Source organism: Nocardia sp. XZ_19_369, assembly GCF_015355715.1.
Classification (GTDB): Bacteria; Actinomycetota; Actinomycetes; order Mycobacteriales; family Mycobacteriaceae; genus Nocardia.
On sequence record NZ_JACVED010000005.1, the window covers coordinates 141,287 to 154,380 of the forward strand.

A 13,094-nucleotide genomic window follows, 5' to 3' on the forward strand; every position below is an offset into this window, starting at 1 on the left:
GGGAGCCGTGAGCACGACTGCGCCGGTTGCCACGGGCGTGCGCTGGGTGCTGCTCGACAGCTGGACGCTCACGCTGCGCGGGTTGGCGCACTGGCGGCGCAATCCCGGGCCGGTGGTCTTCGCCCTGGCGTTCAACATCGTCGTCGTGCTGATGTTCGTCTACCTCTTCGGTGGCTCGATGCGGGTGCCCGGCGGCGGCGACTACCGCGACTATCTGATCCCCGGCATGTTCACCATGACCATGCTGTTCGGTATCGGCGCCACCGCCCTGGCCGTGACCACCGACGTCGACCGCGGCGTAACCGACCGCTTCCGCTCCATGCCCATCTCGGCGGCCGCCGTGCTGATCGGCCGAGCAGCCGGAGACATGCTGCTGTCGGTGATGACGCTGACCGTGATGATCCTGACCGGCCTGGTACTCGGCTGGCACCATCGCGGTTCGCTCGCCGACCTCTGCGCCGCCGTCGCACTGATCCTGTTGCTGCGCTTCGCCCTCATCTGGATCGGCATCTATTTGGGCCTGGCCTTCACCAGCAGCGCGGCCATCATCGGCGTGCAAACCGCAGAGTTCCCGATCGGCGCACTGTCCGGTGTCTTCGTCGCGACCACCGCCATGCCCGGCTGGTTACGCACCCTCGCCGACTGGAACCCGTTGTCCGCCACCGTCAACGCCACCCGTGCCCTGTTCGGCAGCCCCGGCGTCGTCACCGACTCCTGGGTCACCGCGAACTCCACCCTGATGGCCGTGCTCTGGCCCGCCGCCCTGCTGCTGATCTTTATCCCGTTGTCCATCAACGCTTTTCGCAACTTGAGCCGCTGAGCGCGAATCCACCCGCGCGATCGCGTCGTCTCGGTGCCGTCTTGCTCCGGCGCGTGGCTGCCGACTTCGATGTCGGCCGAGCGCGATGATTTCGGTAGCCGGCTCTCGTCTACAGATCAGAGCCGATTCATCCGAGCCTTGGGAGAAACCGTGACTGAGCCTTCGAACTACGGGCACCTGCCGATCAACGGTCTGAGCCTCTATTACGAGGTGTACGGCGAGCTCGGGAAGTCGGAAACGTCTCCGTTGCTGCTTATCCCCGGCGCGTTCATGGCCACCGACTCGATGAAGTCGTGGGTCTCCGCGTTCGCGGACCAGCGTGCTGTGATCGTTTTCGACCAGCAAGGGCACGGCCGCACCCCTGACACTTCCCGCGGGATGTCCTACGAGCAGTTCGCCGACGATGCCGCGGCGTTGCTGCGCGCGTTGAAAGTTGAGCGCGCGAGCGTGCTGGGTTACTCGCAGGGCGGCGGCGTCGCGCTGCAACTCGCGCTCCGTCACCCGACGTTGGTCGACAAGCTGGTGTCGATGTCCGCCACCTACCGCCAGGACGGCTGGTACCCGTCGGTGCTGGAAGCCATCGAGGGTATCAGCGCCACAGCGTTTGCCGGTACGCCCATCGAGCAGGCCTTCATGGAGCACACGCCGGACGCCACGGCGTACGGCACCTACCTCGAAAAGATGAAAGTCTTGAACGTCAATGACCAGAACATCAGCGACGCGGAGATGCGTTCGATCTCCGCGAAGACAATGGTCATCGTCGGTGATGCGGATGCCGTGAAGCCTGAGCATGCGCTGGCGATGTTCAAGCTGCGCGGCGGCGGTGACGAGGAAGCGGCAGCCTCGGGCATGCTGCAGAAGGTTCCCGCCGCACGCTTGGTGATGCTGCCCGCGACGTCGCATATCGGCATCTCCGGGGAGTCGGCGGTCCTCGCGCCGATGGTGAGTGCGTTCCTCGACGATGTGCCGCCGGCGACGCCGGATCTTTTCTGAGCGTCGCTGGCGACTACCCGAGCGCAGTTCGCTCGCCGATCGGAACCCGTTGTCGGCCGAGTCGATGCCTGCTACGGAACGGGCATAGGTAGCACCGATGAAGAGGTTCTCGATCTCGGTTTCCGGTAGGGCTTTCGCAACGCATCGACACCGGAACCATCGGCATCAACGGCTACCTGCCTGCAGCAGCATCCACCGTGCACCCGACAAACGCGGCACCCTAATGCGCCCGCAGGCCGACCTCGCGCTGGCGCAGGACAACAGCGATACTTTTCGGTCCGGAGCCTATGTCTGTGGCCAGGCGCTGGTCCTGCAAGCGTTGAGACAGGAGTTTCTCAACTCCATGCCGAGAGCACGTCAACGGCGTTCCATACCAGGTCGACGGTGTCGGCGAGGGTGGGCTCGAGGTCGGCTAAGGACACTACGGCCAATGCGGTTTCGTTCGGGACGAAGCCTGGAACACTGGCGACTCCGCGAGTGAGTGCAGCTAGGTCGTGGCGGTCGAACGGTGTACCGAGCCATTTGATCGATCCGGCAAAGATCACCCGATCGGCAACGGGTGAGCGGTCGGCGCCGATGAGGTCTATCTCAGGGTTGAATGCACGGTTCCACCAGCCGCCGACCGCGGTGACGTCTTTCCAGGGCAGCGCTCCCGCGAGCGCGGTCAGTTCGAGCGCATCTCGCACGAGGGGTTCGACGGCTTTGCCGCGCCAGGTGGTCCAGCGTCGAGCGAACAGCTCGTAGGCTGCATCGCTTCGCCCCCGTCGAACCAGGTCTTGAACCGAGCGAAGTGCGGCGAGGTAGAGCCGAAGATTGCTGTCAGCGACACGATAGAGTGCTGGTTTCCCAGGTTTGACCGACAGTGGCTGGTCTACCGACAGCACCTGCTTTTCTGCCGAAAGCCGGTGCAGTAGAGGCGATAACGTTCCGGAGGGTAATGCGCCGCTGCGGCTGCCCGCCGTGGCTGCGATGGTGGCGTGGGTGCGCTCCCCGTTGCCGATCGCTTCGAGCACGCGTCGCGCTTGGTCGGGTGCGGGGAACTCGGCGAGGAGGGTGGCCTCGGGCACTCCGAAGAGTGGTGCGGCAGGGTCGTCGCATTCACGTCGCACGAACTCGAGCGGTGACAGCCCCTGCGGCCAGCTGCGCAAGATTCCGGGCAGCCCGCCGGTGATCAAATGTGCGTCGATGCTCTCGGCTGGGTCGAGTCCGAGAGCGTGACCGACTTCGGCCGGGTTGAGCGGATCGAGGACCAGGTTGTCGGCACGCCCGTAGAACGGGCGGTCGTAGGCGGTAAGTCGTTCCATCATGTGGATGTCACTGCCTAGGAGCAGTAGCAAAATCGGACGTTGCTGCAGCAATCTGTCCCATGCCGTTTGCAGTGCGCCATCGAATACGATGTCTTGTTCTGCTAGCCAAGGCAATTCGTCGATTACGACGATGGTCGGTGTATCAGCGAGCGTGGTCGCGAGCAATCGTAAAGCGTCGGGCCAGCCGCCGATGCTCTCGGGAAGGGTCTCGGGATCAGCTGCGATCCCCGACCTCTTCAACTCCGCCAGAAACATCGCGAGTGATTCGGAGACCGGCATACCTTTGGTGGCGGTGAAGTACAGGTACGGCGCCTGCGTCGTGTCGCAGAACTCCTGAACCAGTCTCGATTTTCCGACCTGTCGGCGTCCGCGGATCGCAACAGCGACGCCCCTGCCAGAGTCTGCGACACGCTGCAAGCGAGTGCGCAGCAGTCCCAGCTCGACAGTCCTGCCGACGAACCCTGATGTCAAGGATGCTCCTTCTAGGTCAGTCTATGTAGATGAGATCTACGTAGATTTAATCTACCGCAGTGGACCGACATAGTATTGGGCTTTCCTGGCGCCGCGGAGCACGGACCGGCGTGCCGGGGATGGTCCAGGCGCGCGGGCGTCATCCAGTTTCTTGCCCGGGCCGGTTCGGTGGTGGGGTGCGGTGGGCGCTGGGGAGTTTCGAGATGGGGGCGGCGCTGGGGGTTGGGGTCCGCCGCGGGGATGCGCCGGGGGTGCGTGGATCGTTGAGCAGTTCGATCATGCGCTCGGTGAAGCGGGGCGCGTCCTCGCCGGACTTGGCTAGGACCTTCAAGATTTCGGCGGAGTATTCGGCGGCGATACGGCGCATGATCGTGTCGGCGTCGTAGGGGTTGTCCTTGACCAGCTTCTCGAAGATCCGCAGGCGCTGCGGTTCTTTGTCGGCGTCGAGGGCGAGACGGGCGAGAGCGTCGGTGGTGACGTGATTGGTGGCGAGATCGGCGAGGAGCACCGGGAACCGGGGATGGTCCACGTTTTGCATCGCGTCGAACAGCAGCGTCGCGCTGGCGGGGTGGCAGGTGAGCATCGCTGTAGTCAGTCGTGTTCCGTTGGCCAGACCCAGGACCGCGCGGGCGAGCGTGGTGACGGGAGGATATGAGTGCGGAAATCCATCGAACTGTTGCACGCGGGAGTTCCAGTCCGCGAGGGCGCGGGCCAGCAGCTGCACGGTTCCCTCGAACCGGTAGGTGACCATCCCACCGAGGATCGGTTCGAAGTTGGGAATGGACTCCACGAGATGCCCGGCGGCCAGATCCGGGAAGGTGATGATCGGCTCGTCGGTGATCACGGCGATCAGGCGGTGGGAGTCCTCGCGGAGGGTCTTCATGAACGTAGCGAAGTCGCGCAATTCCGGGCTGTCGAGGTCCCGGTTGTTGGGCAGGCGTTCGTTGTTGCCGAGTAGGCGCACGATGGTGCCACGCAACTCCGAGGTCAGCGCTTCGTCGAGGCGACACAGCAGAGCGAACCGCTCGCCAGGCTGGACATGACGTAGCAGTTGCACGAGGTAGAGCAGCATTTCCTCGCAGTTGTCCTCGGCCATGTCCGTGAGCAGCGTGCCGGCCAGGGTCGGGCCGGCACCGTTGGCCTCGATGATCCCGGCCAGGACGCTGTCGCGGTGCGCGCCGTGCGCCAGTTCTTCGGCGCGGGCGACGGTTTCGCGCCGTGCTTGGTCGATGTGGCTGTTCTGGATCAGTGCGGCCATGCGCCGCCCGAACACCCGCGCCGGATCGCTCTCGAGGATGGTGGATTTGCGTCCGAGTTCCTCGCGTAGCGGGACCGCCGCAATCCGGGCGCCGATCTGCGCGTCTTGCTTTCTGATTTCGTCGAGTAGACCGGTGCTGCGGGGTGCTCCGTCGCGCCGCCGGATTGCTTCGAGCAAGGCCGCGACCATGCCCGGGTCGAGGGCGCCGAGCTTGACCAATGCCTCGACCAGCAGCGCCTTGTCGTGGCCGAACACGGCACCGAGCTGCGCGGCCGCACGCCGCTCCTCATTGCGGACCAGCAGATCGGCCAGCCACTCGGCTTTCTCTACCAGGGTGGACATCTGAGCGGGAGTATGAGGCACGGCGAGGTCCGGGACAATTGCGGGAGTATCGGGGACTACCGGGCTGACCGGCGGAGTGGACCCGGCTGCTGCGGCCTGGGCGGCGTGCAGCATCGGTCGGTAGCGCCGGTCGAGTTCCTCGCGCGGGCACCCGAGTTCGCGGGCCGCGGCGGTGAGGATCGCCTCGAACAACTCGGGAGTCGGGCCTGCGCGGCGTTCACCCATTTGGCGTGAGCACTGTTTGTCGGTGAGGTCGAGCCCGCCCGTCAAGACGGCTTGCTTGCGGGTCAGTCCCGCGTCGCTGATCAGCTTGTTCAGCTCGGCATTCAGGATCCGCGTCGGCTCGGGCAGGCTCTTCGAGAATTGATCGGGCGAGATGCGAAGAGGATGTCCGGCGCGTTGATGGTCCCTCGACACGGCTCCTCCAGGCATTGAATTTTCCTCATCAGGATTGCTGCGCGGCTCATAGTAGAGCTCCGCTCGGACAATCTCCGGGAGGTGGCGAGGAACTCTCCGCACCGGCAGGTCAGAACCCACGCTGGGAATGGCCGGGGATAGACGGAGAAATACTCCCCGTCCTTGGATTAGCGGTGCGGTCGCCGAGCTGGCGGGCGTCCAGGCGGGCCCGCATCGCAACTTCGAAGGCGACGGTGCGGGTCCACCTCGGTTCAGGCCGACTCAGAAAGGGCCCGACCTCCCTATGGTCTCGCACCACCCTCGAGAAGCGAAAGATCCAGATTTCCGCAACTGGCATGTCTTGGCGGGGAGCTCCCGGCGCGTCACCGCCCTGCTCGCCCTGGCGTTGATCGCGGCCAGCCCGTCCTTAGCGCTGATCGACGACGACTCGGCCGCGGTCGACACCGCCGCCGGCAGATTGGCCGTAGATCGCCGCGCAACCTCGAATCGGCGGCATTCGGTGGAGAATGATCAGCTGGACAGCGGCGTCTCACCCGGGCCCTTCCGGCAGTTCGGTGAAACCATGATCGGGATGGGATTCGTACCATCGGATCGGGCATCGCTCGCGACCGTGCAGACCGCTGACGAACTCGCCCGCGCCCTGTGCCACGTCCAAATCGAGGTCAACCTCAGCATGGCCGAAATCGCCCGGCGCGCAAGCATTTCCCAGGCCACCGTGATGAGCGTTCTCGTCGGCAAACAGATCCCGCGCAGCCGGCGTTCGTTTCTGGCGATGGTGCGCGCACTAGGGATCGCGGACGTCAAACCATGGGACGCCGCGTTCAAACGTGTCCGGACCAACGCGACCCGCTTCCAGCGGGTCCTGATCACCGGCGACCACGCCCACGTCAACATCGGGGCCACGCCGGCGCCTGAACAACCTGCGGATCCCGGAACGCAGCATCAGGGCTTCTGGTCGGACTTTCTTCAGCAAGCTCTCTCGCAAGCACGCGCCACGTTCCGCTGCGCGATATTCTTCACCTCCGTCGGCGCCCTGATTCTGCTGACCGGCGCGTGCCTCGCCATCGTGCACGGCAGAACCGCGGACGGTGGCCTGTACATGCCGATCCTCGCCAGCCTCGGCGGACTACTGATCACCACCATCAGTGGCGCGTTCACCGTTCACGCGAATAAGGCTCGCCGACATCTGACCGACCAAGCCGCGCTGATTCATCAAGCCATCCGATCCGACCGAGTCCTCAGCCAGGCGCTCCAGTTGATCGACTATGTCGAAGATCCACACCTGCGCGACCGACTCCGCAGCGTCACCACCGCCTGGGTCCTCGGACTCGGCCCCGCACCCCTGGATATGACGAATCATGAAACGCCACAACAGATCGAAGCCGCCCGAGGAGTAGAGCTGAACTAACCGACACGATCCGGCGGCTCCACGTTCAACGCCCGGAGCGGGCCGCCGGTTTTGTAAAACAGGTGGCTCTTTCCGGGGTTATGAGCAGGCTCAACCCTTGGGCTGTGGCACGCCACTGGACCTCGACAGAGGTCTGGTGGCGATCATTCAGCACAAGCACGACAGCACCGGCCGCCCGAGCTCGTTAAGGATCTTGAAAGGTCGCGTGCATATTCTTGCGTCGTATCAACCGAAAGTTGCTCGGCAACAACAGAATTTGTTGCCGATCCAAAATCACGGTTGGCGGCGGGGAGTCGCCTTGGAGGGGAAGAACTATGTTCAAACGTATTGCCGTCGGCGCCGCGATCGCGGTCTGTGCCACCGGTCTCGGTCTCGGAATGAGCGAGGCATCAGCAACCCCAGCGGCTGATCGAGTTCACAGCGGATCGATGTATTTCGCCGCCTCCTGCGCCGGCCGGGAAATTCCCGGTTACAAGTGCCTGAGCTGTCCCCCGAATGCGGGAGGAGCCTGCACGTACGAGCGCATACCCTTGCCGAAGGCTGGGCCCAGGTCCGGACGTGGCAACTAGTCAGGTGTAGAGGCAGCCGCTGCGGGCGGTGACGACGCGCCTACCGCCACCCCCGTGCCGGTCAGGACGCAATGTGGCGAGCGGGACGGTCAACGCGGTCCAACCGCGAACCGATTGTCGTCACCGCTCGTTGGCATTCTCCGCCGTCAGCCAGCGTGCAGGATGCCGGATCGGCGGGCAAACCCCGTACTGCGCAACAGCTTCCGCTGTTCGGCGAGCACTGTTTCGAGCAGTCCGACGCGGGTGCGACATAAGTGCGCCAGTCCCGTGCGACCGTGCCGACATGACGAACATCGAGACCTCACCTCATCCGGGGTTGGCGGCGGCATCCCTCAATGGCATGGGAGCGATGCTACGTCCAGAGCGGTGCCAACCACGGTGGTCTGCTCACGCGACTGCACGGACAGTTGGGAGGCGGTGACTATGGGCACCTGGCCGGGAGGGGGTCCGGGGGCGAGACTTTGGGCTGCCGCACCGGGGAGTGGGCGCGGCTTCGGGACCGGCGCTCCGGGAAGGGGGTCCGGGGGCGAAGCCCGCCGGGTGGGGCGTGGGGGTTGCGCCCCCACAAAACGGACGGAGCGAATCCTGCGAGCGCTTTCCGCGAGCAGGATTCGCCGATGAGCGGAGTGGGCGCAGAGGGGTTCGAACCCCCGACCGCTGGTGTGTAAAACCAGAGCTCTACCGCTGAGCTATACGCCCTTGTCGTTACCGACCGGGTTATGAATCTAGCGCGGTGAGCGCTTTCTCCCAAGCCGCCTGGTCACGGGGCTCTCCGGGGCCGTTCATCTCGGAAAAACGGATGTATCCGGTGCGGTCGACGACGAAGGTGCCGCGGTTGGGGTAGCCGGATTTTTCGTTGAAGACACCGTAGGCCTGGGCTACGGCACCGTGCGGCCAGAAGTCGGACAGCAGGGGGAAGGTGTATCCCTGTTCGGCGGCCCAGATCTTGTGGGTGGGCGGCGGGCCGACGGAGATGGCGAGGATCTCCGCGTTGTCGTTCTGGAACTTGGGGAGTTCGTCGCGCACCTTGCACAGTTCACCTTGGCAGATGCCGGTGAAGGCGAGCGGGTAGAAGACGATCAGGACGTTCTTCTTGCCGTGGTAGTTCGACAGGCTGACGTCCTGGTTGTTCTGATCCTTGAGCGTGAAATCCGGCGCGACCGTGCCAACTTCGAGCGGCATCGCAAATCCTCCATCGTGTCGGGTTTCCGCCGGGCGGCACGATCACCGCCCGGCGACACCATAGCGAAAGGTGGGTCAGCGCTGCTTCGAGGGCGCCTTCGGTTGGACCAGGCGGCTGCCCGCCCAGGTACCCAGGCTGATCGCCGAGGTCTGAGTCAGACCGGCGGTGGGTGCGGATTCAGCGATTTCGCTTGGTTCGACATGGCCTGGATGTCCGGTCTTGGGCGTGAGTACCCAGACGAAGCCTTCGTCGGCAAGCGGACCGATCGCATCCATCAGTGCGTCGACCAGATCACCGTCCCCGTCACGCCACCAGAGCAGCACGACGTCGACTACTTCATCGGAATCCTCATCGACAAGGTCGCTGCCGATGGATTCCTCGACGTCGGCTCGCAAGTCGTCGTCGACGTCCTCGTCCCAGCCCAATTCCTGGACAACCAAGCCGTGTGTAATGCCAAGCTTCTGAGCGTAGTTCTGCGCGTCCGCCGCGGCGACCACGGTGGTGTCCTCCTCAACTCCCGACAATAGGTAGTTGCAAGCGAACATGGTTATGGCCGCCAGCGCAAGCCGATCCGCAGAAAATGGCCCGGAATGTCGCGTGACAATGTTGTGTCACGGACCGTTTCAGCGCTTCGGGCAGGCGTCGCGGACGGCGTTGCGCGCGTCGTTGACCCGCCTACTTGCCTCGTTGAGCGGCCCGACGGGCGCGGTGTAGGTCATCCGGCGGGTCTCCCCGGAGAGCGCCCGAGCCGCTGTGACGTAATCGGTAAATTTTGTGGCCAACTCGCCGGGCAGCGAGTCCTTGGCGGTGTTGACTCCGGTCTCCACCTTGTTCGCGGCGTCATCCAGGGTTGACGCGGCAAGCTCTCGCTTGGCGGCGTAGTCGGGCGCGTTGGCGTCGTGCGCGTCGACGAATTCGTTGTACTTGGAGACCCCGACACCGGTGGTGGTCGGGAACTGGCTGCAGTTGTCGGTGATCGCCTTCGTCTGCGCCGCAGCGCGCTTGGACGAGGTTGCCGCGGCCGACGAGGCCGCTGCCTCGGTCTTGTAGGCCGCTAGATCTGCGGTGTTGGGATTGGCTGTGCCCTCGACCCGGTTCGCGCAGCCGGCCACGACCAAGCCGACGACGACCGCTCCGGTCGCGCACACCAATCCGAACCCGCGCGGGTCCAGCGTCTTCATCGTCCTCCCGTATGACGTGCGCCTCGCCGGCGCTCGAAAACTACAGCGGCCCGGGCTCATGTTGCCCAGCGCACGGTACTGGATTTCCTGCTGACATGATGACCTGGGGCACACCATCGGCAAGGATGGAGGGTGCGCCCCGACCTTACGTAAACGAGTGGTACGCAAACCCACGCGAATCCACTCGGGGATACCGACGCTATCCGCATGTCCACCCCTGTACGAGGAGCAGATTTGACCGACCTGATCCACTCTTCCGCTCCAGCGCAACCCGCTGGATCCGACTCCGCCGCTCCGGCCGGGCGCGATCCGAACGGATCGCTCGCCCAGCCGACCGAGCGTGTTCGGGTTATCCGCGAAGGGGTGGCGTCCTACCTACCGGACATCGACCCGGAGGAAACCAGCGAATGGCTCGAGTCGTTCGATGAAATGCTCGATCGTGAGGGCCCCGGCCGAGCGCGTTACCTCATGCTCCGTTTGCTGGAGCGGGCCGGTGAACGCCGTGTCGCCATCCCCGCGTTGACGTCTACCGACTACGTCAACACCATCCCCACCGAGAACGAGCCGTGGTTCCCCGGCGACGAGGAGGTGGAGCGGCGCTTCCGTGCCTGGATCCGCTGGAACGCCGCGATCATGGTGCATCGTGCCCAGCGCCCCGGCATCGGTGTGGGCGGCCACATTTCGACCTACGCGTCCTCGGCGGCGCTGTACGAGGTCGGCTTCAACCACTTCTTCCGCGGCAAGGATCACTCCGGCGGCGGCGATTCGATCTTCATCCAGGGTCACGCCTCGCCGGGTATCTACGCGCGCGCCTTCCTCGAGGGCAGGCTCGGTACCGACCGGCTCGACGGCTTCCGGCAGGAGTACAGCCACGGCGGCCCCGGCCACGGGGTGCCGTCGTACCCGCACCCGCGGTTGATGTCGGACTTCTGGGAGTTCCCGACGGTGTCCATGGGTCTCGGCCCGATGAACGCCATCTACCAGGCGCGGTTCAACCACTACCTGCACGACCGCGGCATCAAGGACACCTCCGATCAGCATGTGTGGGCGTTCCTCGGCGACGGTGAGATGGACGAGCCGGAGTCGCGCGGTCTCGCGCACGTCGCGGCGCTGGAGGGCCTGGACAACCTGACCTTCGTGGTCAACTGCAATCTGCAGCGGCTGGACGGCCCGGTGCGTGGCAACGGCAAGATCATCCAGGAGTTGGAGTCGTTCTTCCGCGGCGCGGGCTGGAACGTCATCAAGGTGATCTGGGGCCGTGAGTGGGACGCGCTGCTCGGCGCGGATCGCGATGGCGCGCTGGTGAATCTGATGAACACCACCGCCGACGGCGACTACCAGACCTACAAGGCCAACGACGGCGCCTACGTCCGCGACCACTTCTTCGGTCGTGACCCGCGCACCAAGGCCCTCGTGCAGGACCTGTCCGATCAGGACATCTGGAACCTCAAGCGCGGCGGCCACGACTACCGCAAGGTGTACGCCGCCTACGCGGCCGCGATGGCGCACAAGGGTCAGCCGACGGTGATCCTGGCCAAGACGATCAAGGGCTACACCCTCGGCAAGCACTTCGAGGGCCGCAACGCCACGCACCAGATGAAGAAGCTGACCCTGCAGGACCTCAAGGACTTCCGTGACCTGCAGCGGATTCCGATCAGCGACGCCGAGCTGGAGAAGGATCCGTACCTGCCCCCGTACTACCACCCGGGCATGGAGTCACGCGAGATCCAGTACATGCTCGATCGCCGCAAGGCGCTGGGCGGGTTCCTGCCCGAACGGCGCACCACGGCGAAGCCGCTGCAACTGCCCGGTGACGAGGCGTACAAGTCGGTGCGCAAGGGGTCGGGCAAGCAGAGCGTGGCCACCACCATGGCGCTGGTGCGGCTGATGAAGGAGCTGCTGCGGGACAAGGAGATCGGCAAGCGGATCGTCCCGATCATCCCCGACGAGGCCCGGACGTTCGGTATGGACTCGTGGTTCCCTTCGTTGAAGATCTACAACCGCAACGGTCAGTTGTACACATCGGTCGACGCCGAGTTGATGCTTGCCTACAAAGAGAGCGCCGTCGGGCAGATCCTGCACGAGGGCATCAACGAGGCAGGCTCGACCGCGTCGTTCACCGCGGTGGGTACCTCGTACTCGACGCACGGCGAGCCGATGATCCCGCTGTACATCTTTTACTCGATGTTCGGTTTCCAGCGCACCGGCGACGGTCTGTGGGCTGCCGCGGACCAGTTGGCGCGCGGCTTCGTGCTCGGCGCAACCGCAGGGCGAACCACGCTCACCGGTGAGGGGCTCCAGCACAACGACGGCCATTCGCTGCTGCTCGCCTCCACCAATCCGGCTGTGGTGACCTACGATCCGGCGTTCTCCTTCGAGATCGCGCACATCATCCGGGACGGCCTGCGTCGGATGTACGGCGGCGGCACCCCGGAACCGAGTCCGTACGCGCTGCCGGGCACCGACACCCGCAAGGCGGACGGCGGCTTCGGCGGCGAGGACATTTTCTACTACATCACCCTCTACAACGAGCCGTACCAGCAGCCAGCCGAGCCGGAAGACGTCGACATCGCCGGCCTGCTCAAGGGTCTCTACCTGTACAAGCGCGGAGGAGAGGGTGACGTGCGCGCCCAGATCATGGTCTCCGGCGTCACCGTGCCGGACGGCCTGCGCGCGCAGGCGCTGCTCGCCGAGGACTGGGGCGTGCAGGCCGATGTCTGGTCGGTGACCTCGTGGGGCGAGCTCCGCAAGGAGGCGCTGAGCCGGGAGATCGCCGCGCTGCGTTACCCCGACGAGGATCACGGCGTCCCGTACGTCACCGAGGCGCTGTCCGGCGTCGAGGGTCCGTACGTCGCCGCGACCGACTGGATGCGTGCGGTGCCGGACCAGGTGCGCAAGTGGGTCCCGGGCGACTTCATCACACTCGGCACCGACGGCTTCGGGTTCTCCGACACCAGGGCCGCCGCCCGCCGCGTGTTCAATGTCGACGCGCAATCGATCGTGGTGGCAGCCCTTTCGGGCCTCGCCAAGGCCGGAAAGATCGACGGTGCCAAGGTGATCGAGGCGGCGACCAAGTACCGCATCGACGACGTCGACGCCGCGCCGAAGAACGCGTCGAGTTCCGATGGAGACGGCGAGTAGCGGA

Annotated in this window: 9 protein-coding genes and 1 tRNA gene; 4 read left to right on the plus strand and 6 right to left on the minus strand. The window is 65.1% G+C overall.

Annotated features, from left to right (window positions below; all coding sequences use genetic code 11):
* The first annotated feature begins 7 nt into the window (after positions 1–7).
* Together IBX18_RS19555 and IBX18_RS19560 are read left to right on the plus strand one after the other, a co-directional pair.
* On the plus strand, positions 8–820 hold the full coding sequence (locus IBX18_RS19555) for an ABC transporter permease (protein ID WP_306796326.1): 813 nt from the start codon (positions 8–10) through the stop codon (positions 818–820).
* A 69-nt stretch (positions 821–889) separates the two neighbouring features.
* Positions 890–1,813: an alpha/beta fold hydrolase gene (locus tag IBX18_RS19560; RefSeq protein ID WP_194835073.1), complete on the plus strand. Its 924-nt coding sequence runs from the start codon at positions 890–892 to the stop codon at positions 1,811–1,813.
* Between the two features lie 335 nt (positions 1,814–2,148).
* On the opposite strand, the gene IBX18_RS19565 is transcribed toward IBX18_RS19560, so the two are convergent.
* Entirely contained in the window at positions 2,149–3,591 is a 1,443-nt protein-coding gene (locus IBX18_RS19565) for an ATP-binding protein (protein WP_194835074.1), read from the minus strand.
* Between the two features lie 139 nt (positions 3,592–3,730).
* The gene (locus IBX18_RS19570) at positions 3,731–5,608 is read right to left on the minus strand and encodes a hypothetical protein (RefSeq protein ID WP_194835075.1); all 1,878 of its coding nucleotides are present in this window, start codon (positions 5,606–5,608) and stop codon (positions 3,731–3,733) included.
* A gap of 340 nt (positions 5,609–5,948) precedes the next feature.
* On the opposite strand from IBX18_RS19570, the gene IBX18_RS19575 reads away from it, so the two are divergent.
* A complete protein-coding gene (locus tag IBX18_RS19575; protein ID WP_194835076.1) occupies positions 5,949–7,016 on the plus strand; it encodes a hypothetical protein in 1,068 nt (355 codons plus the stop codon).
* 1,196 nt (positions 7,017–8,212) lie between these two features.
* On the opposite strand, the gene IBX18_RS19580 is transcribed toward IBX18_RS19575, so the two are convergent.
* From IBX18_RS19580 to IBX18_RS19595, 4 genes are all read right to left on the minus strand, one after another.
* A tRNA-Val gene (locus tag IBX18_RS19580) sits at positions 8,213–8,284 on the minus strand.
* Positions 8,285–8,302: 18 nt separating this feature from the next.
* Entirely contained in the window at positions 8,303–8,767 is a 465-nt protein-coding gene (locus IBX18_RS19585; protein ID WP_194835077.1) for a peroxiredoxin, read from the minus strand.
* A 75-nt stretch (positions 8,768–8,842) separates the two neighbouring features.
* Positions 8,843–9,265, minus strand: a complete 423-nt coding sequence (locus tag IBX18_RS19590) for a DUF3052 domain-containing protein (RefSeq protein ID WP_107660179.1) — start codon at positions 9,263–9,265, stop codon at positions 8,843–8,845.
* 126 nt (positions 9,266–9,391) lie between these two features.
* A complete protein-coding gene (locus tag IBX18_RS19595) occupies positions 9,392–9,949 on the minus strand; it encodes a hypothetical protein (RefSeq protein ID WP_107655014.1) in 558 nt (185 codons plus the stop codon).
* A 234-nt stretch (positions 9,950–10,183) separates the two neighbouring features.
* On the opposite strand from IBX18_RS19595, the gene aceE reads away from it, so the two are divergent.
* Positions 10,184–13,090, plus strand: coding sequence for a pyruvate dehydrogenase (acetyl-transferring), homodimeric type (gene aceE / locus IBX18_RS19600; protein ID WP_373889207.1), 2,907 nt, complete (start codon positions 10,184–10,186; stop codon positions 13,088–13,090).
* The last annotated feature ends 4 nt before the right edge of the window (positions 13,091–13,094 follow it).